The sequence below is a fragment of the Kitasatospora sp. NBC_01560 genome (assembly GCF_045208415.1).
In the GTDB taxonomy this organism is placed as follows: domain Bacteria; phylum Actinomycetota; class Actinomycetes; order Streptomycetales; family Streptomycetaceae; genus Kitasatospora.
In genome coordinates this window covers 370,550-391,231 of sequence record NZ_CP109364.1, presented here as the reverse complement: position 1 = coordinate 391,231, position 20,682 = coordinate 370,550, and the positions used below count along the sequence as shown (strand labels likewise).

Here is a 20,682-nt window from a genome sequence, read left to right as displayed (position 1 = left end):
CCCGATCGGGGGAGCGATTTCTCCCGCCTTCGCGCGATGCGGTCACAGGGCCCCGGAAACCATGATCGTGCCCAGACCGAACTATTCCCCAGGAGTTGACTCATGAGTGCTCGGACTCGGCAGTGCCTTCGTTCCTCGACCCGCCGGCAGGGCGGTGGGCGGCGGCGAGCCGTGCCGGCCGCGCTGGCCATCGGCGTCATGACGCTGGGCGCCCTCGTCCCGACCGCCGCCTCCGGCTCCGCTGCCGCCGCCGCCAGGCCCGACCGCGTCCAGCAGGCCCTGAACACACTGGTGCGCGACGACGGGATGCCCGCCGCTCTGGCGAGCGTCCGGGACCGGAACGGCCGCACCCGCACCTACACCGCCGGCGTCGGAGACCTGACCACCGGTTCGAAGGTGCCCAGGGACGGGCAGGTGAGGATCGGCAGCAACACCAAGGCGTTCACGGCGGTCGTGGTCCTGCAACTGGTCGCGGAAGGGAAGATCGGCCTCGACACCTTCGTCGACACCTACCTGCCCGGCCTCGTGCGCGGGGAGGGGATCGACGGGAACCTCATCACCGTCCGCGAACTCCTCCAGCACACCAGTGGACTCCCCGACTACGGCATCCACCTCGACGACGACGAGATCAGGACCAGGCACTACGAGCCCCGCGAGCTGCTCGACATCGCCCTCCGCCACAAGGCCGACGCGGCTCCGGGGGAGACGTGGGGGTACAGCAACACCAACTACATCCTGGCCGGCCTGATCATCGAGAAGATCACCGGCCGCCCCCTCGCCGAGGAAATCGACCGGCGCATCATCAAGCCCCTCGGGCTGCGCCACACCTACTTCCCTTCGCCGGGCGACAGGACCGTCCGGGAGCCGCACCCCCAGGGCTACCACCGCAACCCGGCGGACGGGCCGCTGCGCGACTTCACGGAGATCGACCCGTCCGCCGGTTGGGCCGCAGGCCAGTTGATCTCCACCAACTCCGACCTCAACCGCTTCTTCGGCGCGCTCCTCGCCGGTCGGCTCCTCCCGGCGGCCCAGCTCGCCGAGATGCGCACCACCGTCCCCGCCGGGACCTCGGGCATGCGCTACGGGTTGGGGCTCACGAGCAGGCCGCTGTCGTGCGGCGGCGTCTACTGGGGCCACGGCGGAGACATGGCCGGCCCGGCAGTCCTGATCGTCCGGAAGGTCACCGACCACCACCCGGGCGAGCAGGCCCGCCCGGTCGGGCCGGCCCGGCTGCGCGCGCCGAAGCCGACGACCGATCGGTGACCTCATGGGTTCGCGCTGTCGGGCACAGCCTCAACCGAACAGGGTGACCGGCGACCGCACACCGAACCACTGCTCGGCGCCCCATGCCTCGAACCGCTCCAGCTCGGTGAACCCCAGCTTCGCCGCGAGGCGCATCGAGCCGGCGTTGGCGGTCTGGGTGTAGAGCACCACCGGCTCACCGGGCAACGCGCCGGCAAACCAGTCGAGTGCCCCTGTGCACGCCTCGGTGGCGTACCCGCGGCCCCACGCCTCCGGTAGGAACAAGTAGCCGAGCTCCGTCTCCCCGGCCTCCAGACGGTGGTTGCTCGGGGCGTGCGGTTTGAGCTGGATCGTGCCGATCATTGCTCCGTCGAGCTCGACCACGAACCAGCCACGGTGCTGCCCGGGCACCTCGGGCACCGTGCGTTCGAGCTCGGCGCGCGGCCGAGGGCCACCGAGGTAGGCGTTCACCTCCGGCGAGGCGTTCAGCTCGACGACTGCCGCGCGGTCCCGGGCCTCGGACGCACGGAGTACGAGCCGCTCGGTCCGTATCGGGGCAGGTGGCCAGACGACGAGTCCAAGATCAGTCATGTCCGGCAAGCTATCGCAAGCTCGCTGGGCAGGGGGCTCCAACGACCGTCGACCGGTGTAGTTCTGACGCATCGTGCCAATCTGGACGTCGGTGCCCACGGGCTGGGCGCATGGAGAAAGACCGTCCCTTCAACTCAACCGGACCCACCTGCCCGGTACATCCGCCCCCGTGGCTTCACGCTCACCAACCTGGCCCCGAGATTCGGGGAACGGCCGTCAGCGCCCTGGACGTTCCCCGAACATGCTGAGTCTGCTGCCCATCATGGGAAGCCTGCTGTTTCCCGCCGCCTTGGTCGTGCTGTTCTTCGCCGCGTCCGCCACGCGACAGGTCGTCCTGCGAACACTGAGGCTGCGGACGTTGGCCGACCGCCTGCAGCGGCGCCACCACGTCGGTGAACGGGGGACCGGCGCGATCGCAACGGAAGAGCTCCACGCCCTCCTCTACCCGAGCAAGCGAATCCAGCTGGAACAGCGCCGGATCGAACTCGTACTCCGGGACGACGAGAACGAGGGCGCGCCACCCAAGACCGGGATCGACCTCACCGCCGGCACCGCGACCATCCGCCGCCCGTCGGGTGGCGGCCGTTGAGGCCATGCCAGGCCACGGCACGACGGCACTGGCGTCCGCGAGGACGTTCGCGCCGATCACCGGGGTGACCGGCGCCTGCAGGGAATCCGGCCCGGTAATCTCGGATCATGACTGAGGCATCAGTGGCGCACTTCTATGACGAACTGGCCGACGACTACCACCTGATCTACTCGGACTGGGACGCGAGCATCCGTCGGCAGGGGGACGCCCTGGACGCGCTGATCGGCCAGGATCGTGCGGCGGTGCTCGACTGTTCCTGCGGCATCGGCACCCAGGCCATCGGCCTGGCGCTGCGCGGGCACCTGGTCACCGGGACCGACATCAGTCCCCGTGCCGCCGCCCGCGCTGCCCGGGAGGCCGCCCGCCGGAGCCTGAGCCTGCGTACGGCCGCCGCCGACATGCGGCGCCTCCCGTTCGCCGACGGCCAGTTCGACACCGTCGTCTGCGCCGACAACTCGCTGCCCCACCTGCTGACGGAGCAGGATGTGAACGCCGCCCTGGCAGAGATGCGCCGAGTCCTGCGCCCCGGCGGCCGGCTGCTGATCAGCACACGGCCCTACGACGACCTGCTGCGCGATCGCCCGTCCTCGACGCCTCCGCAGGTCCATGGGGTCGCCGAAGCCGAGGGCGGAGAACGAACCGTCACCTTCCAGCTCTGGCACTGGCACGACGACGGCGAGCGCTACGACTTGGAGCACTTCCAACTCCTCCCGGCGGGCGGAGAATGGCGCGTCCGGGTCCGCCGGACCACCTACTGGGCGCTCGGCGCGGACCGGCTGGCCGGCCTTGCTGCCGAGGCCGGGTTCGTCGACCCTCAGTGGCGGATGCCACGGGAGACTGGTTTCTTCCAGCCGCTGCTGGTGGCCCGCGCCGGCGAGTAGGTGATTCCCTTGCTCGGCGCGGGACGGCTGATGCCGGCCGGCCTCGGCTGCCGGCTCGGCCCGGGCTCGGGTGCACGCGATGGTGTTCCGGCCGGCCGCTTCAGGTGGTGCTTCAGGCCGTCGGGCGTTCGGCGCGGGCGGTGAGGCGTTCCCAGTTGCGGTGGCCGACGTCGGCCTTCTGCTCGTCGGTGAAGGGCGAGTTCTCGAGGAAGGCGCGGGCTGCACCTCTGCTGGTGTCGACGTAGGGGAAGCCGCCGGGGCGGAAGCCGTAGGTGAAGGGGTAGTCGGTGGAGTAGAGCATCCGGTCGGTTCCCATCACCTCGGCGGTCCAGCGCAGGTAGCGGCGGCTGTTGGTGCCACTGCCGGCAACCCAGAAGTTCTGCTCGAAGTAGTCCGCCAGGGGCTGCCGCAGACCGCCTGCCTCGGCGAAGAAGCCGGTGTGGTCGAGGTAGAACATCACGACCTCGCCCCAGTGTCCGGCGATCACCTGCAGGTCGGGGAACCGGTCGAAGACCCCCGAGAAGATCATGCGCAGGTACTGGACGCCGAGGAACCGGCTGTGGAGGAACCAGGGCCGGGCGGTGCTGCCCGCGCCCTCCACGCAGCACTGCCCGGCCAGAAGGTCCTCAGCCGGGCCGAGCAGCAACTTCTGGAGGAATGGCTCCAGCGACTGTCCGCACAACCGGCCCCGCACCCGCCGTCAAGTCCATCCACACCCTCGGCTCCGCCATGCTGAGCCGGGTCACGAGCCGGCTGGAGCGCACCCGAGCCGCGGCCCTCGCACTCCGTGGCACCGAGCCCGCCCGGCCCGTCGTGCGCCGTCGGTTCCGATCTTGATCCTCAACCTCGCACGGCGAGTGGGCCTGGAACGCGGGTTCGCGTTCGATGGTCCTGCCGATGCCGATGCCGATGCCGATGCCGATGCCGATGCCGTGGTGGGGTGGGGTGGGGTGCCGGGTTGCGGTTCTTCGGACCTGGTGGCCGTCCGGGGGCAGGCCCGGCGTCCGGCGGACGGGAGTCCGGCGATCACGAGGCCACCGTCAGCACGATCTTGCCCTGGAGGTGGCCCTGCGCGGCTCGGGTGTGTGCGTTGCCCGCCTCGGGCAGCGGGTAGGTGCTGTCCACCCCGACCTGGAGCTTGCCCTCGTCGAACAGGCGCCCGATCTCGGCGAGCTGGGGGCCGTTGGAACGCACCTGAAGGGTCGAGACCGTGATGCCCAGACTCGCCGTCTGCTCCGGGTCGTACTGGGCGAAGAACACCGGGAGCAGGGTGCCGCCGCGCTTGAGCACGGTCAGGAAGCGCGAGCTGTCCGGGCCGCCGACGGTGTCGATCACCAGGTCGACACCGCTGACCACGTCCGCGGCCTGCGTCCTGGTGTAGTCGATGAACTCATCGGCGCCGAGCTTGCGCAGGAACGCCTCGTGCCGGCCCGAGGCCACCGCCATGACGTGTGCCCCCTTCCATTTCGCCAGCTGCACCGCGAAGTGGCCCACTCCACCGGCGGCCCCGTTGACCAGCACGGTCATCCCTGGCGTGATCGGCACCGGCCGGTGCACCTGGCCGGTGAAAACGGACGGTACGTCATGGCCGAGATCAACCAGGTACTGCCAGGCCGTCAGCACGGCCATCGGCGCCCCGGCCGCCTGCACGTGGTCGATACCGGCCGGCTTGTGAGCCAGGTCCGAAGCCGGCGCGGCCACGTACTCGGCGTATGTCCGGCCGTCGAATCCGGGGAACCGCAGCATCCCGAAGACCTCGTCACCGACGGCGAACCCCAGCACGTCCGGAGCGACCGCCTGGACCACACCCGACATGTCCGTTCCGGGAGTCAGGGGGAACTCCAGTGCCGGCCTCATTTCGGCCGGCATGACCTTCATCCCCTCACGCAGGTACCAGTCCGGCGGGTTGACGCCCGCCGCGTGCACCCGGACGAGCACCTCGCCCGGGCCGATGTCGGGAACCGGCACCTCGTCGTACTGCAGAACCTCCGGGCCGCCCGCTTGGTGGAACTGGATCGCCTTCATCGCGCCTGTCGCTTTCTCGGGGAAACGTTGCTCCATCAGTCAAGGCCCGGGGCGGCATCGCCGTCCAAGACCGGTTCGGCAACCCGGCCATTCCGAAACGGCATGACGCGTACGCTGGAAGGGTGAACGATCCCGGACAGGACCTGGACCTGCGGCTGGTGCGCTACTTCACCGTGGTGGCGGCGCATCAGCACTTCGGCCGGGCCGCCGCCGACCTGCACGTGGCCCAGCCGGCGCTGAGCCGCCAGATCCAACGGCTCGAAAAGTATCTCGACACACGACTGCTGGACCGCACACCCCAGGGCGCCCTGCTCACTCCGGCCGGCCGGACGTTCCTCCCCCGGGCCCGGGCCCTGCTGCAGGCCGCCCGCCAGGCCGAGCTGGCCGTGCGTGAACAGGCCCGGACCGAGCGAATCGCCATCGGTTACGTCGAAGACCTGGTGATCACTGCCGTCGTGCGGGAACTGCGCCACCGTCACCCGGAGGCCGAGATCACCACCCGGCATCTGAGCTGCCGCGATGTCGGGGCGCTGGCCGACAAGCGCGTCGACGTCCTGATCGCGCGGGCCCCGCTGCCGCTCGCCGCCGACGACGTGTCCACCACCCCGCTGTACGAGGAGCCCCGGATGCTCGTGGTTCCGAGCGGCCATCCCTTGGCCGACCGCGCCTCGGTGACCGCGGAGGAGCTGGCCGGCGAGGAGGCGGCGCCGTGCGCATTCGAGACCGCGGTCTGGACCTCCTACCGGATCCTCGGGGCCGGCGTGCCGCCGATCGAGAGCTACGAGGACAAGCTCGAACTCGTCGCCAGTGGCAGGGCGATCGCCGTGCTACCGGTCGGCGATCGGCGTAGCTCGCTGCGGCCCGGCCTCGTCACCGTTCCGGTCGAGGGCGCTCCCCCCAGCCAGGTCGTCCTGGCCAGCCGCAAGGGCGACCCGAATCCGATGATCAGGAATCTCCGGCTGGCGGCCGAGGCCGTCCTGACCGCCCCGGCGGCCTGACCGGGACCAGCCGACCCGCTCGGCGCCGAACGCGCCGATCTTTGATCAGGCCTCGCGGGCCTGGGGCCCTCCAGGCATCGGCCCGGCGCCCGCGAGGCCACCGCGGAACCCACCACCGTGACAGCGCCGCTCTGCGAGAAGGCCCGACCGGCCCGACCGGCCCCCGGGGGCGTCGGGCCGGCGGCGGGCGTCGGTCAGGGCCGGGCGTCGGTCAGGGCCGGGAGAGGCCGGAGCGGCGGGAGAGCCGGTCGGTGAGCCGGACGACGCCGAAGGCGGTCACGAAGCCGACCGCGTACAGGACGGTCACCCGCTGGAGCAGCGGTGTCTGGAACGCGCCGGGGATCAGCAGGAAGGCGAGAAGCAGCGGTGCCGACAGGAAGGCGGTGGCCATTGCCGCCCGGCCCGCGGTGCGAGCGGTGCACGCGATGGCGACGCCGGTGGCGACCGGTGCGAGGAGGTCGAACCCGGTGAGGGAGTTCTCCGGCCCGAGGGGCGCAGTGAGAATCATGAGCGCGGTGGCGGCGACGACGGAGCCGGCGACCAGCCAGGGGGCGATGGATCGCGGGTGCGTGCGGTCCGGCGGCGCCGCCAGGAGCAGGACGGCGTTCAGGGCGATCAGGGCGAGGCTGCTGCGGTGCAGGGCGAAGGCGGCTTCGGGGCTGACCGACGTGCCGAGCAGATCGGGCCGGCCGAGGACGTGGACCAGCACGGTCGTCAGCACAGTGGCTGCCGCGAGGATCCTCGCGGCAGCCCAGCGGCCGAGGAGCGCCGCCGCCGCCATCAGTACCGGCGCCGCGACGAGCAGGGCCATCGCCACGATGGGGCCGGTCCAGTGGACGCCGGGGTCGGAGAGGGGGTCGGCGGCGAGCCGGACGGCCTGGTTGCCGAGGACCAGCGCGTGGGTCGCCGCCAGCACCGCGGCTAACGGGGCCGCGGTGGCGAGCGCCCGGCCCAGGGGGCGGTGGGACGTCAGGCCGAACCTGACGCGGGCCCCGTGACCCGCTACATCGGCCACCTCCCGCAGTCCGGCGAGCCGGCCCACGCGGGCGAGGTGGCGTTCGGCGTGCTCGGCGACCTCCGCCCGCGCCCCGGCCCCGTACGAGGCGGGGTAGAGGGCGAGGGCCCACCGCAGCGGGCGGCTGTTCGGCGAGTGATGGCCCGTGGTCATGCCGTACCTCCTGCGGGAATGGTCCAGGTGGTCGCCAGGCGCCGGTCCGCCTCGCGCAGGGTGGTGCGCATGCGCTCGCTCTCGGCCCTGAGCGCGTCGACACCGTGGGGAGTGAGGGCGAACACCCGCCGGGGGCGGCCGTTCACCGTCTCCTCCCGGTCGACCTGGATCAGCCCCTCGGCCAGGAGGCGGTCGAGTGTGCCGTACAGGGAGCCGGCGCCGAGCCGCACCCGGCCGCCGGAGATCGCGAAGACCTCGTCCCCGAGCATGTAGCCGTGCCGGGGTCGGTCGGCAAGTGCGGTGAGGAGGAGGAAGGTTGGCTCCTGCATGGAGCGTTTGTTCGTCACGCTCCTCACCATAGTACGGTCACCGTAGTGTCCGGCAAGAGATTGCTGAATATTCGTCAGTCCGCCTGGAAAACCGCTCGGTTGCCATGAAGTTTTCAAAGATTTCCAACAGGAAGGCATCACTCGTCGGACGACGCGGGGACGACTGCGCCCCCGCGCCGGCTACCCCCGGCGGTCCGTCAGCACCTCGGGCGCCGTGTGCCACTGGTGCGGCACCGGGAGGGACGGGGGTACGCCCGCCCCGTCCTGCTGGAGCGAGACGGTGCGCGTGGGCGCGGGGATCGAGATGCCCTCCGTCCGGTACCGCTGGTGCAGGCGCTTGATGAACTCGTGCTTGATCCGGTACTGGTCGCTGAACTCGCCGACGCCCAGGATCACGGTGAAGTTGATCCTGGAGTCCGCGAAGGTGTGGAAGCGGACGGCGGCCTCGTGGTCGGGCACGCCGCCGCTGATGTCGGCCATCACGCTGTCGACGACATCGAGGGTGACCCGCTCCACGTGCTCCAGGTCGCTGTCGTAGCCGACCCCGACCTGGACCAGGATCGACAGCTTCTGTTCGGGCTGGGAGTAGTTCGTCATGTTCGTCCGCGCCAGGCGGCCGTTGGGGATGATCACCAGGTTGTTCGACAGGTTGCGCACCACGCTGTTGCGCCAGTTGATGTCGACGACGTACCCCTCCTCCCCGCTGGTGAGCCGGATGTAGTCACCCGGCTGGACGGTCTTCGACGCGAGGATGTGCACACCCGCGAAGAGGTTGGCGAGGGTGTCCTGCAACGCCAGCGCCACCGCGAGACCGCCGACGCCGAGGGCGGTGACCAGCGGGGCGATGGACACCCCGAGGGTCTCCAGGGCCACGAGGACGCCCATCGACAGCACCACGATCCGGGTGATGTTGACGAAGATGGTCGCGGACGCCGCGACGCCCGTCCGGGACGCGGCCACCGACTGCACCAGCCCGGCCACCACCCGGGCCGCGCTGAGTGTCGCGATGACGATGAGTACGGCGGTCAGTGACTGATCGACCAGCCCCCCGACCCGCGCGGTGAGCGGCAGGGCCGAAGCGGCCACCGCAGCCCCGCCGATCACGGCCGCCCAGGGGACGATGGTGCGCAGTGCGTCGACGATGATGTCGTCCCCGCTCCACTTGGTCCTGCCCGCGTGCTTGCCCAGCCACTTCATCAGTGCCCGGAGCACCAGACCGGCCGCACAACCGGAGGCCAGCGCGATGCCGGCCACCACCCAGTCGTGCAGGAGCATGTCCCGGGTCACCGCCCCGCCCCCGCAGTGTGGAGCGCGGGGGAGCCGGCCGCCGCGGGCCGCCGTATGTGCTGTGTTGTCACTTTGTCGCCTGCCAGGTCGTTTTGTGCGCAGTCACGTCGGAGCGGATGTACGCATTCCGAACGGATGGCCATCCTGCCCCATGGCCCGGGCGCCACCACAGCGGGACCCGGCTCTCCGGCCCCTCGGCAACCGACGACGACCGCCGGGATCACCGGCGGGGTCGAGCCCGGATCGGCCGGCGGGCCTGCCGGCGGTCGCGGTGGCGTTCGGGGCCGCTCGGGTGCTCAATGGATTTCTCCTTCCTCGCCCTGATGGCGTACAGTCGGGTTCACCGACGCGGGGTGGAGCAGCTCGGTAGCTCGCTGGGCTCATAACCCAGAGGTCGCAGGTTCAAATCCTGTCCCCGCTACTTCGAAGGCCGGGCCGGCGCACTGTGTGCGCCGGCCCGGCCTTTTCTGTAGGGGCGGTCGGGAGCGGTCGGGGCCGGCCGGGTGGCTCCGGCTCCATGAGGCCGACAGCCGGTGGTCATACCGTGCAGGATCCGGGAACCCCGGCAGAATCGAAGGTGGACCGCGTCGTCCGCGCCTCCGTCGCCCGGTTCCACCGGTCCGCCTGCTCGCACCCGTACCGCCCAGTTCAGAGGAGCACCCCATGCCCGACTTCCACCCGGAGCACGATCGCCTGGTCGTCAGGCCGATCGGGGAACCCGCCGCGGACGCCGACACCCGTACGGGCGAGGTGGTGGCGGTGGGACCAGGCCGGCCCCTGGAGAGCGGCAAGCCGCACCCGGTGGACGTCAAGGTCGGCGACCGGATCGTCTTCGCCGCGTTCTCCGGCTCGGCCATCGAGGTCGAGGGGGAGACGTACCTGGAGGTCCCCGAGGACGAGGTCCTCTCGCTGTCCGCCGAGTAGGAGAGCCTCATGACCGAGCAGCCGAAGGCCCGGATCGGCGTCACCGGACTGGCCGTGATGGGCCGCAACCTGGCCAGGAACTTCGCCCGCCACGGCTACCGCGTCGCCGTGCACAACCGCACGCGGGCCAGGACCGACGCCCTGCTGGAGGAGTTCGGCCACGAGGGCGAGTTCGTTCCGGCCGCGTCGCCGGAGGCGTTCGTCGCGGCGATCGAACGCCCACGCATGATCGTCATCATGGTCAAGGCGGGTGAGCCGACCGACGCGGTCGTCGACGAGCTCGTCCCGCTGCTCGACGAGGGCGATGTGCTGGTCGACGGCGGGAACGCCCATTTCCTCGACACCCGACGGCGGGAGTCCGCCCTGCGCGAGCGCGGGCTGCACTTCGTCGGCAGCGGCATCTCCGGCGGTGAGCAGGGCGCGCTGGAGGGGCCCAGCATCATGCCGGGCGGCACGGCGGAGGCGTACCGGTTGCTGGGGCCGCTGCTGGAGGACATCGCGGCCCAGGTCGACGGCAGGCCCTGCTGCACGCACGTCGGACCGGACGGTGCCGGCCACTTCGTCAAGATGGTCCACAACGGCATCGAGTACGCGGACATGCAGCTGATCGCCGAGGCGTACGACCTGCTGCGCCACGCCGGGGGCATGCAGCCGGCGCAGATCGCCGAGGTGTTCCGGGCCTGGAACGGAGGGCGGCTGGAGTCCTACCTGATCGAGATCACCGCGGACATCCTCGCCCGTACCGACCCGGAGACCGGTCGGCCCTTCGTCGACGTCGTGCTGGACCGGGCCGAGCAGAAGGGCACCGGACGCTGGACGGTGCAGACCGCGCTGGAGCTCGGTGTCCCCGTCGGCGGCATCGCGGAGGCGGTCTTCGCCCGCTCGCTGTCCGGTGGCGTGCCGCTGCGCGAGGCGGGCCGCGGCCTGCCGGGTCCGACCGAGACCTGGCTCGACAGCGCCGCCTCCGACCGGTTCGCCGAGGACGTCGAGCAGGCCCTGTACGCCTCCAAGATGGTCGCGTACGCCCAGGGCTTCCACCAGATCCAGGCGGGCAGCGCCGAGTACTCCTGGCAGATCGACCCCGGCGCGATGGCCGCCATCTGGCGCGGCGGGTGCATCATCAGGGCCCGGTTCCTCGACCGGATCAAGGCCGCGTACGACGAGGACCGGGCGCTTCCCACCCTGCTGACCGACGCCCACTTCAGGGAGGCGCTCGGATCCGCGCAGGCGGCCTGGCGGCGGGTGGTCTCGACGGCGGCGCAGCTGGGCGTGCCGGCACCCGGCTTCGCCACCGCGCTCGCGTACTACGACAGCCTGCGGGCGGAGCGGCTGCCGGCCGCCCTGATCCAGGGGCAGCGGGACTTCTTCGGCGCGCACACCTACCGGCGGGTCGACCGCGACGGGGTCTTCCACACCCGCTGGGAGGAGGCGGACCGCCCGGAGGAACAGCGCTGACCGCCCGGGCCGCCCGACGCGTGCCACGGCCCCACCGGGGGGACCCGGTGGGGCCGTGGCACGCGGGCGCGCCGGTCAGCCGGTGGTGACGACCATCCGGAAGCGGGCGGCGCCGGCGAGCATCCGGTCGTAGGCCGCGGTGATCCCGTCGAGCGGTACCGTCTCCACCATCGGGCGGATGCCGTGCAGCAGGCTGAACTCCATGGTGTCCTGCACGTCCTGCGCGGTGCCCGAGGGGTGGCCGCGGATGATCCTGCCGCTCATGAGCAGCTGGTTCGGGCTGATCCCCAGCGGCGCGGCGTCCGCGCCGATCACCACCAGCTCGCCCCGGGGGGCCAGACCGTCCACGGTCGCCGTGATGGCGGCGGAGTTCGCGGCCGTCCCCAGGACCACCCGCGCTCCGCCGAGCGACTGCAGCGCCTCCCCGACGCCGGCGCCCGCCGTGCTGTCGACGTAGTGGTGCGCGCCGAGCTCCTTGGCGAAGTCCGCCTTGGCGGCCCCGCGGGCGATGGCCACGGTCTCGAAGCCCATGGCGACGGCGTACTGCACCGCCAGATGGCCGAGGCCGCCGATGCCCAGCACCGCGACCAGGTCGCCCGGCTCGGCGGAGCTGCGCCGCAGTCCGTTGAACGTCGTGACGCCCGCGCAGCCCAGCGGGGCCGCCTCGGCCGCCGACAGTCCGTCGGGAATCCGGGCCAGGGCGTCCACCGGCGCGATCACCGCGTCGGCGTACCCCCCGTCGTACGCCCAGCCGGGCACCTTCAGGGTCTCGCAGACGATGAAGTCGCCCTGTCGACAGCGCCGGCAGTGGCCGCAACTGCCGCCGAACCAGCCGACCGCGACCCGGTCGCCCACCTGCCAGCCGGAGTGGACGCTCTCGCCCACGGCCTCGATGCGCCCCGCGATCTCGTGGCCCGGCACCAGCGGGAACCGGACGCCCGGCAGGAGGGCATCCACGAAGGCGGTGTCGCTGTGGCAGATCCCGCACGCCTCCACCGCCACCCGCACGTGGCCCGGGCCCGGCCGGGGTACGTCACGCTCGACGATTTCGAAGCGACCGCCGGCGGCCGGTACTTGTGCGACGCGATAGGTACTCATCCGGATCTCTCCCAAGCACTCACTGGTACGACCGGGCACTGCTGCGGCATAGCCCGCAGAAGGCATTCCCGCGCCCAGGACATCAGTTCCGGCTCGATCGCGCGCGGCGGGCACTCCGTCCTCCGGCCGACGACCGGCGCCGTCGGCCGGTGCAATGACGGGGCGCGATGACCGTTGACGAAGCGGAACCTTGTTCCGTATCGCAAGTGGAACAAGGTTCCGCTTTCGGTCCGGCCGAAGCGGGCCACTCCTGCCCTGCTCGCCCGCCACCGACCGAACGGGCCGGTGGCAGAGGCCATCGAACGGAGACACGCATCATGAGTGAACCGACTCCCTCCGACCACGCCTTCCCCACTCCCGCTGCCGTCCTCCCGGTCAGTCCGGTGGTGCTGCCGGCCCGCGACCGGGCCGTGGACCTGGAGGTGCGGGTCTCCGCCCCCGTGACCGGGACGGACCTGCCGGTCGTCCTGCTCTCACGCGGTCAGGGCCACTCCCACCACCCACCACCTCTCCTCGCTGAACGGTTACGCCCCCCTCGCCCACTACTGGGCGGCGCACGGTTTCGTCGTGATCCAGCCGACCCACCTGAGCTCGGCCACGCTGAGCCTGGATCCCGACACCCCCGGGGCACCTATGTACTGGCGGTCGCGGGCCGAGGGCATGCGGCGCATCCTCGACCGACTCGAAGCCCTCGTCCGCAACCGGCTTGAGCGCCTGCGGTACCGGCCCGACACCCTCGGCGGCTTCATCGCCGGCACCGGCCTCACCCTCGCGGCCCCAACGTCACCCTGACGAGCCGAAGCCAGTAACACATTGACAACGGCGGGGGACGGGAAGGCGGTACGGCCCTCTGTTACTGGCAACCGGTTCCTGCCGAACCGGAGCTTGCCCGGCCGGTGTGTGCACGGGCTCCAGCGTTGGTTCCCAGCGCTGGTTCCGGGCCACCACGCCGCAGGGCCCCGTCATTCCTCAGCCTCAAGGATGGTTCATGTTCCACCGTCACAGCCGCAGTCGTCGGGCCGGTGCACTTCTGGGGGCGGTGTTGGTGGTGGGAGGCCTGTCCGTCGGCTCCCTCGCATCGGCGGACTCCACCACCATCCCTTTCAGCGACGGTTTCGAGTCCGGCGGTACCACCGTGTGGCCCCGCCAGGGCATCGACGGCGCGGGCACGGTGGACGTCGTGGCGGCACCCGGTGGACGCGCCGGCAAGGCCGCCAGGTTCACGATGCCCGACGAAGCGAATTCCTACCGCAGTGAGATAGCCACCAGCCGCCTGCCGTACGGCAGCTACCGCTACGCATTCTCCAACTACCTGCCGCAGAGCTGGATCTCCTACGAGGCACAGACGATCGTGTCCCAGTGGCACGGTGGGGAGGGCACCGATCCCGCCGTCCTCCTCGTCGTGAAGGCGGACCGGTGGATGATGATCGTCCACTGGATCGTGGGCTCGGAGCCGCTGAACGAGGTCAAGTACGACCTCGGTCCCGTACAGCTCGGGCGCTGGAACCAGTGGTCCTTCGACATCACCTGGTCCACCGCCACCACCCCCGGTACCGTCGCCGCCCGGCTCGACGGCACCCTGGTGGGCTCCCACCAGGGCCCGAACAGCTACAGCCAGACCACGAACGCGCCCCACCGCGACACCGTTCCGTATCACAAGATCGGCCTCTACCGGCCGAACTGGAAGACCTCGAAGGGACATGTGAACGCCGGAACTCCGTCCGTGGTCATCTACTACGACGACATCTCCATCAAGCCTGTCTCCCCCGCCCCCGCAGACCAGACGGCCGCGCCGTCCCCCGTAGGGCCGACCCCTGTAGTCCCGACCTCCGCACCATCCCCGAGGTCCGCGACGTCGTCCCCGTCAGCCCGGCCCTCCGCGTCGGAGACGCCGCACGAGTCGGCCTCGGCGAAGACCTCCGCCCCGGCCACCGCGACGGGGCCGGCGGCGCCCGGGTCCACGTCCGGACCCGTGGACGACACCCCGGTGGACAGGGACACGGACACGGACACGGACACCAACGGCCACCCCCTGACCGAGACCGGCACCGCCGGTCGCACACCGATCATGGTGGCCGTCAGTGGCGCACTGCTCACCGGCGGACTTCTCCTCCTCCACCTCCGCAGTCGCGCGAGGGCCGTCGCCCGCCGGGCTCACCGGAAGGCACCCTGAGCGGATCGTCCCGTCCGAGGCAGCGTCCGGAGCGTGATCGTGGGGGCTTGCGGGCGCCGATCCGGAGGAACCCAGCCGTTCGGGAGTGTTCGGGCGACTGCGGCGCACCGCGTCGACAATGGCACCGGCACCGCCTCGTGCCACAGAACGGCGGGGCCGGCCGGTTACGGTCGGGTGCCGCAGTCGGTGGCGGTGATCGCCGTCAGAAGCCGTCGATAACGCTTCGATAAAGCCCCGGGACGGTGGCGGGCTTCGGGGCTCCCTCACTGGTGGCCGGTGCATGCGGATCGTCGCATGCCGAGCCGCATTCGAGGGAGAACAGTGAGAGAGCATGCAGCGTCCTGGAGGACCTTCGTGCCCCGCAGCGGGGTACCGGGGCAGGGCGGTCGAGGAGCGGGCCCCGGTCCGGACCACGGTGGCGGCCCCGGTTCCACCGAGGACGTGCGTGCCACCGCTCGTGTCAGTGCGTGGGACCGGGGAGGTTCCGAGTCGCCACCCGCGAGGCGGTCGTCCGCAACTGCCGATGCGCACGCCAACGTCGTGCTGCCCGCGTGCCCGGTGGTTGCGGGGGAGGAGGCCGAGCCGTCGGCGGTGTACGACGTCATGGGCCGGCGGGCCGGGGAAGGAATGATGTCGCTGCCCGAGGCGTGTCGGCGGGAGATCCTGCGGGCCGTGGTGCGGGCTTCGGGACAGCGGGAGGTCCCGACCGCGGCCACCGGTCAGGACGACGCCCAGGATGTCCGGCGCGCCCGCGCCGCCGACGTCGCCGTCCGCACGTGCCGGTCGATGGCGGCACTGCGGGACTCCCGGGAGGGCGCTGCGGACGGTTCCGCGGACGGGCGGTCCCCGGCGGCCTGGCCGCCCGCGTCGTTCTGCACCTCCTGTTCCTCGGTGGCGCCGCCGGCGGAGCGTGGGACGTACCGGCCCGACGAGGAACCCACAGTGGTGATCCACCCCGTGGCCGAGGTCGTGCACGCCGCGCGGCCGCAATCATCGGCCCGGTCGGAGCGGGCCGGCCGGCAGTGGCGCTCCCGCCGCGTGCTGTGGTGGGGCCTGGCGGTGTCGGCCTCCGCGCTGGTGGGCGGCACCGCCGCCGCGCAGCACGGCGGCTGGGAGGGCGGCACGCCCCGGCCGGGATCCACCTCCGCCCCCGACGTCGTTCCCGCCTCCGATGCCACGCCCGGTCCGACGGCGCGTTCGGCCGCACCTGCGGTGGGCAGCACCGCGGGCACGGGCAAGAGGCCCGCCGGCGTCGCTCCGACCGCACCGTCGCGGGCGACGCCGGGGGCGTCGGGATCGGCCAGGCCGACCACCGCGGGCTCAGCGAGACCATCCTCCTCCGGGCAGGTACCGGGCACCCCGGGGCCGTCCACGGCCGCAGGGCCGCCGCCGTCCAGGCCCGGGGCGTCCGGCAGTTCGGTGCAAACCCGGGTGGGTGACGGGACACCGCCCCCGTCCGGTCCGGCCGAGACGCGCCGGCCGTCTCCGGAGCCGCAGCCCGAACGGCCGAGCGACTCCCCGACGGGCGGCTCGGTCGAACCGTCGTTCTCGCCGAGCCCCGACGGGCCCGGTCCGTCGGCTCCGGCGTCCCCGAGGGACACCCCGACGACGACGGACGGCTGATGGCCGGACGGGAGGTCCGGGGAGGAGGGAACGGGCGGACGGGTCGTCGGCACCCGGTCGTCCGGACACGATCGCCGCAGCGTCCGGCGCGTCGGCCGGGGCCGTGCCGAGGCCGGTCCTGCCGTGCTCGGGGAGCGTCAGGGACGCCCTTCCGCCCGATGGTCCGGTTACCACCGACGGTTCGGCCGGGACTTCGGGCGGCCCTCGGGCCTCCCGGTCGGGGGACCACTCCGGTCCTCCGTCCTGCCGGCTCCCGTGAGGCAGGCGCGTGCGCGCTTGCGAACCCGACGGCGCGGACGCGCGCCCGGGAACCGGATCAGACTCAGCGAACACTCTCTCCCGTCGCGGTGACCGCAGCCTTGGCAAGCGGCCGGGAGCGACAGATCCGGGGGCCACGTCCCCCGGCGTGAGGAACCACCATGCTCAATTCGAAGGAGCCCTTCATGCCGCGCGACCCGCGCCCGCTCTCCGGATCCGCCGACTCGCCCCCGACGCCCGAGGCCGACGGTTCGGCCCTGTGCGACGGTTCGGCCGTGCCCGGGGAGGAGGGGGCCGGCACGGAGGGCCCGGCCCCCGAGAGCGATGCGCGTCTGACCGCACGGCTGCGGAGCGGGGACGACCGGGTGGTCGCGGAGCTCTACGAGCGCCACCACAAGGCGGCCCTGAGCTACGCGCGGATCGTGACCGGCCGCGCCGACAGCGCGGAGGACCTGGCGAGCGAAGCCTTCGCCCGGACCCTGGCGGCGGTGCGGACAGGGTCGGGGCCCGACGAGAACTGGCGCCCGTACCTGCTGGCTGTCGTCCGCAACACGGCCATGGCCTGGTCGACGGCCGAGCGGCGCACCCTGCTCACCTCCGACTTCGGTGACTGGGCCGACCGGCAGGAGCGGGTCCTTGCGCCTGACGAGCTCTTCGCCGCCACGGCCGAACGGCACCTGGTCGCCGAGGCCTACCAGTCCTTGCCGGAGCGCTGGCGCACGGTGCTCTGGCACGCCGTCATCGAGCAGCGGGCGGCCGAGGAGATCGCTCCTCTGCTCGGTCTCACCCCGAGTGGTGTCTCCTCGTTGGCCTCCCGTGCTCGCGAGGGGTTGCGGGAGGCCTACCTCGTCGCCCACGTCCGTCGGGCGGCGTCCGCCGAGTGCGAGGCGTACGCCCCCGAGATCGCGGCGTCGGTCCACCGCCCGTCGAAGCGGATGACCAAGCGGCTGGCACGGCATCTCGACGAGTGCCGGGACTGCCGTTCGTGCCTGGAGGAGATGCGTGACGTCAACCGGCGCCTGCGGGCGGCCGGACTCGGCGCCCTCGTCCTGTGGGACGGCGGTCACTCGCCGGGGGCCGGCGCGGGCGGCGGCAGCCCGGTCGGCGCGGCGCACCGGTTCGGAGCGGGCCACGGTGCGAAGGCGGCGATCGGAGCCGCCGTGGCAGGGGTGGCCGCGACCGCGGTGCTGGTCACCCTCGCGACCGGTTCCGGTCCGGCCGGTCCCCGGTCGGACGGTCCGGACCCGGCCGCGCCCTCGGCACCCCAGGTGCGGATCGAGGCCGCCGCCGCGCCGACCAGGGCCACCGCTGCCACCACGGCCACCCTGTCGGCGCCGTCGACGGCCTCCGGCTCGCCCGGCCGTACCGCCCCGTCGGTCGGCCCCGCGCCCACCGCGTCGACGGCGGCCCCGGGCACGGCGAGTCCCAGTGCGGCCCGAACCTCCGCGGCGTCCGCCAAGTCGACGGCGGCGACGGGCAAGGGTGGGGCCGGGGGCCTCTCCGCCGGGGTCTACTCGGCTCCCGGCGGCCGGACCCCGGACCCGGGGGACCGGGTGGTGAGGCTCCGACTGGCGGCTCCGGGCACCTGTGTCGAGGCCGAGGACGTCGATACGGTCGACGAGGTCGCCCCGTACCTGAACGGTTGCAGCGGCGCGACCTTCCAGAGCTGGTACCTGCGGCCCGAAGCGTCGGGCACCGGCTACGCGGTGACCAGCGCCGGGAACGGCGGCTGCCTCGATTCGACCGGTGCTGCCTCCGCGGCGGTCGTGCAGCACCCCTGTCGCGGCAGCGCCGGTCAGGTCTGGCAGACCGTGAGCCTGCCGGGTGGCGGGACGGGCCTCCAGCACCGGCAGTCCGGTCAGCTTCTGGGCGCCCAAGGCACCGGGGCCGTCGACGAGACGCTGCGCCTCTTCCCCCAGGCGTGCGGTGGGGACGTCGGGTGCAGGGGGAAGGTCTCCTTCCAACTGTGAGCCCCGCCGTCGCTTCCCGGCAGGGCGGAAACCCGACGAGGGCCCGGTCGCGCCCGACCGGGCTCGACCGGGCCCTCGTCGGGCACGGTGGGTCAGCGCAGGAGCGACCGGGGCGTCGGCACGACGCGGGTGACCACGGACTCGTCGACGAACAGCAGGTCGTCCACGGCCGGGCCGAGTTCGTCGATCCAGCGCTCGCTCTCGTAGACCGCGGCGTACGCCGCGACCCGATGGGCCTCGTCCTCGAACCGCCGGATCCAGACGTAGCCGTCCGGATCCTCCTCGTCGACGAAGGAGGCGGTGATCACCATGCCCTTCGAGCTCTGGAAGGGGATGACGGTCCGGTCCATGAAGCGGAGCCATTCGTCCCGGCGACCGGGCTTGGTGAGGTAGTGGCGGATCTCGTAGAACATCGCAGGTCTCCGTGTGTGGGTGAAGTCGTCGACATCGAGGGGGAGGGCCGGTTACCGCGGGGAAGGGCCCGGGCTCAGGAGCTGAGGTCAAGGACGAGCTTGCCGCGGGTGCGGCCGGTCTCGCCGTGTGCGTGGGCCCGGCCGGCCTCCGCCAGGCCGAAGACCTCCTCGACCTCGACGGCCACCGCGCCGGAGTCGATGAGTTCGGCGAGCCGGGTCAGGGCGGCGCCGTCGGGCTCGACCAGGAAGGCACTGGCCCGCACGCCGAGCTTCTCCGCGGCGGTGAGGACCTCGGAGGAGACTCCGGAGGGGACGGCGACGAGCAGGCCGCCGGGGCGTAGCGTCTCCAGCGAGCGGGTGCTGGTGCGGTCGTGCTCGTCGCCGATCAGGTCGAGGACCACGTCGACGTCGGTGACGACGTCCTCGAACCGGGTGGTGGTGTAGTCGACGAGCCGGTCCGCCCCGAGCCCGGTCAGCCAGTCGTGCCGGCGGCTGCTGGCGGTGCCGATCACCTCGGCGCCCAGGTGCTTGGCGATCTGTACCGCGAAATGGCCGACCCCGCCGGCGGCGGCGTGGATCAGCACGCGCCGGCCGGCGCGGAGCCCGGCGGTGTCCACCAGGGCTTGCCACGCGGTGAGGGCCGCCAGTGGTACGGCCGCCGCCTGGACGTGGCTCAGGCTGGCGGGCTTGCGGGCGAACTGGCGGGCCGGCGCGGTGACGAACTCGGCGTAGCCGCCGGCTGCCCGGGGGAACCACGGCATTCCGAAGACCTCGTCACCGGGCCGCAGCGTGCTCACCCCGAAGCCGACCTCCTCCACCACCCCGGACACGTCCCAGCCGAGGACGAACGGTGGCTCGCCCAGCACGCCGGCCATCCCGCCGCCGGCGCGCGTCTTCCAGTCCACCGGGTTGATGCCGGCGGCCCGTACCCGGACGAGCACCTCCGTCGGCAGCGGGGCGGGGCGCGGCACCTGCGCGAGCTTCAGCACCTCAGGACCGCCGAAGCGGTCCTGAACCACCGCGCGCATCGAGTTCACAGACATGTCGACTCCCAAGGCAGAGAACGGCGGGAGGCTCTCGGTGGGCCTCCCCGCTGATGTCGTCGACCGTACCCAGGGGCATATAGTTACCCGCAAGGTCTACTACTTTCCCAAGGGAAGTAACCTGGTGAGGAGTGGTTCAACGTGTGGGAATGCGCAACCGGTCAGCACGACGAGCACAACGTCTATGCAGCCCAGTGCCCCTGCCGGGCCATGCTCGACCTGCTGGCCAACAAGTGGTCGGCGCTGGCGATCGGAGCGCTCGAAGCGGGGCCGCAGCGCTTCGGTGAGCTCCAGCGGCATCTGCAGGGGGTCAGCCCCAAGGTACTCACCCAGACCCTGCGCCGTCTGGAGGGTGCCGCGCTGCTGACCCGCACCGTCTATCCCGCGGTGCCCCTGCACGTGGAGTACGCCCTCACCGCGCTGGGGCGCAGTGCCGCCGTCCCGCTCGCCCGGCTGCGCGACTGGGTCGAGGAGAACATCGACGGGACGGACGTCGACCCGGGCCGGCTGTCGAACGCCTGATCACCGGGGGAGGGCGAGGGCTGCACGGGCCGGGAGATAACGAACCCGCATACCTGCGGGACGAGGGGGCCGCTCCTCGTCTCCCTCACGGCA

At 72.2% G+C, this 20,682-nt stretch carries 18 protein-coding genes, 1 tRNA gene and 1 pseudogene; 11 read left to right on the top strand and 9 right to left on the bottom strand.

Annotated features, from left to right (window positions below; genetic code table 11):
• Nucleotides 1-102: 102 nt before the first annotated feature.
• Complete coding sequence (locus tag OH807_RS01540; protein WP_406192771.1) at nt 103-1,263, top strand: serine hydrolase domain-containing protein; 1,161 nt, start codon at nt 103-105, stop codon at nt 1,261-1,263.
• Between the two features lie 30 nt (nt 1,264-1,293).
• Here OH807_RS01540 and OH807_RS01535 read toward each other — a convergent pair whose 3' ends face one another.
• Nucleotides 1,294-1,833 carry a GNAT family N-acetyltransferase gene (locus OH807_RS01535; RefSeq protein ID WP_406192768.1) on the bottom strand — a complete coding sequence of 180 codons (540 nt, stop codon included), beginning with the start codon at nt 1,831-1,833 and terminating at the stop codon, nt 1,294-1,296.
• 241 nt (nt 1,834-2,074) lie between these two features.
• Here OH807_RS01535 and OH807_RS01530 point away from each other — a divergent pair, with 241 nt between their 5' ends.
• Complete coding sequence (locus tag OH807_RS01530; RefSeq protein ID WP_406192765.1) at nt 2,075-2,422, top strand: DUF6191 domain-containing protein; 348 nt, start codon at nt 2,075-2,077, stop codon at nt 2,420-2,422.
• Nucleotides 2,423-2,529: 107 nt separating this feature from the next.
• Nucleotides 2,530-3,303 (top strand): class I SAM-dependent methyltransferase, encoded by a 774-nt coding sequence (locus OH807_RS01525; RefSeq protein ID WP_406192762.1) that lies wholly within the window; start codon nt 2,530-2,532, stop codon nt 3,301-3,303.
• Between the two features lie 112 nt (nt 3,304-3,415).
• Here OH807_RS01525 and OH807_RS01520 read toward each other — a convergent pair whose 3' ends face one another.
• The gene (locus OH807_RS01520) at nt 3,416-3,985 is read right to left on the bottom strand and encodes an amidohydrolase family protein (protein WP_406192759.1); all 570 of its coding nucleotides are present in this window, start codon (nt 3,983-3,985) and stop codon (nt 3,416-3,418) included.
• Nucleotides 3,986-4,329: 344 nt separating this feature from the next.
• A complete protein-coding gene (locus OH807_RS01515) occupies nt 4,330-5,328 on the bottom strand; it encodes an NADP-dependent oxidoreductase (protein WP_406192756.1) in 999 nt (332 codons plus the stop codon).
• 122 nt (nt 5,329-5,450) lie between these two features.
• On the opposite strand from OH807_RS01515, the gene OH807_RS01510 reads away from it, so the two are divergent.
• Nucleotides 5,451-6,326: a LysR family transcriptional regulator gene (locus OH807_RS01510; RefSeq protein WP_406192753.1), complete on the top strand. Its 876-nt coding sequence runs from the start codon at nt 5,451-5,453 to the stop codon at nt 6,324-6,326.
• A 211-nt stretch (nt 6,327-6,537) separates the two neighbouring features.
• Here the strand turns inward: OH807_RS01510 and OH807_RS01505 are convergent, their stop codons facing one another.
• The 3 genes from OH807_RS01505 to OH807_RS01495 all read right to left on the bottom strand — a co-directional run bounded on the left by OH807_RS01505 (nt 6,538) and on the right by OH807_RS01495 (nt 9,110).
• Nucleotides 6,538-7,494 carry a hypothetical protein gene (locus OH807_RS01505; RefSeq protein WP_406192751.1) on the bottom strand — a complete coding sequence of 319 codons (957 nt, stop codon included), beginning with the start codon at nt 7,492-7,494 and terminating at the stop codon, nt 6,538-6,540.
• Nucleotides 7,491-7,823 carry a PadR family transcriptional regulator gene (locus OH807_RS01500; protein WP_406192748.1) on the bottom strand — a complete coding sequence of 111 codons (333 nt, stop codon included), beginning with the start codon at nt 7,821-7,823 and terminating at the stop codon, nt 7,491-7,493. Before OH807_RS01500 ends, OH807_RS01505 begins: the two co-directional genes overlap by 4 nt.
• A gap of 180 nt (nt 7,824-8,003) precedes the next feature.
• Nucleotides 8,004-9,110 carry a mechanosensitive ion channel family protein gene (locus OH807_RS01495; RefSeq protein WP_406192745.1) on the bottom strand — a complete coding sequence of 369 codons (1,107 nt, stop codon included), beginning with the start codon at nt 9,108-9,110 and terminating at the stop codon, nt 8,004-8,006.
• Between the two features lie 347 nt (nt 9,111-9,457).
• Here OH807_RS01495 and OH807_RS01490 point away from each other — a divergent pair.
• The 3 genes from OH807_RS01490 (at nt 9,458) to gndA (ending at nt 11,489) form a co-directional block, all read left to right on the top strand.
• A tRNA-Met gene (locus OH807_RS01490) sits at nt 9,458-9,531 on the top strand.
• A 242-nt stretch (nt 9,532-9,773) separates the two neighbouring features.
• Entirely contained in the window at nt 9,774-10,034 is a 261-nt protein-coding gene (locus tag OH807_RS01485) for a co-chaperone GroES (protein ID WP_406192742.1), read from the top strand.
• Between the two features lie 9 nt (nt 10,035-10,043).
• Nucleotides 10,044-11,489, top strand: coding sequence for an NADP-dependent phosphogluconate dehydrogenase (gndA, locus tag OH807_RS01480; protein ID WP_406192739.1), 1,446 nt, complete (start codon nt 10,044-10,046; stop codon nt 11,487-11,489).
• A 75-nt stretch (nt 11,490-11,564) separates the two neighbouring features.
• Here gndA and OH807_RS01475 read toward each other — a convergent pair whose 3' ends face one another.
• Complete coding sequence (locus tag OH807_RS01475; RefSeq protein ID WP_406192736.1) at nt 11,565-12,587, bottom strand: alcohol dehydrogenase; 1,023 nt, start codon at nt 12,585-12,587, stop codon at nt 11,565-11,567.
• A gap of 317 nt (nt 12,588-12,904) precedes the next feature.
• On the opposite strand from OH807_RS01475, the pseudogene OH807_RS01470 reads away from it, so the two are divergent.
• The 3 genes and pseudogenes from OH807_RS01470 to OH807_RS01460 form a co-directional block, all read left to right on the top strand.
• Nucleotides 12,905-13,280 (top strand): annotated as a pseudogene (locus OH807_RS01470) (chlorophyllase); the annotation flags it as partial.
• A 295-nt stretch (nt 13,281-13,575) separates the two neighbouring features.
• Nucleotides 13,576-14,760 (top strand): polysaccharide lyase, encoded by a 1,185-nt coding sequence (locus tag OH807_RS01465; RefSeq protein WP_406192733.1) that lies wholly within the window; start codon nt 13,576-13,578, stop codon nt 14,758-14,760.
• 2,042 nt (nt 14,761-16,802) lie between these two features.
• On the top strand, nt 16,803-18,611 hold the full coding sequence (locus OH807_RS01460; RefSeq protein WP_406192730.1) for a sigma-70 family RNA polymerase sigma factor: 1,809 nt from the start codon (nt 16,803-16,805) through the stop codon (nt 18,609-18,611).
• Nucleotides 18,612-18,703: 92 nt separating this feature from the next.
• Here the strand turns inward: OH807_RS01460 and OH807_RS01455 are convergent, their stop codons facing one another.
• Both OH807_RS01455 and OH807_RS01450 read right to left on the bottom strand, forming a co-directional pair.
• Complete coding sequence (locus tag OH807_RS01455) at nt 18,704-19,024, bottom strand: NIPSNAP family protein (protein WP_406192727.1); 321 nt, start codon at nt 19,022-19,024, stop codon at nt 18,704-18,706.
• A gap of 74 nt (nt 19,025-19,098) precedes the next feature.
• Nucleotides 19,099-20,067 (bottom strand): NADP-dependent oxidoreductase, encoded by a 969-nt coding sequence (locus tag OH807_RS01450; protein WP_406192724.1) that lies wholly within the window; start codon nt 20,065-20,067, stop codon nt 19,099-19,101.
• 141 nt (nt 20,068-20,208) lie between these two features.
• Between OH807_RS01450 and OH807_RS01445 the strand changes: the two genes are divergently transcribed.
• Nucleotides 20,209-20,589, top strand: coding sequence for a winged helix-turn-helix transcriptional regulator (locus OH807_RS01445; protein WP_406192721.1), 381 nt, complete (start codon nt 20,209-20,211; stop codon nt 20,587-20,589).
• Nucleotides 20,590-20,682 lie beyond the last annotated feature (93 nt).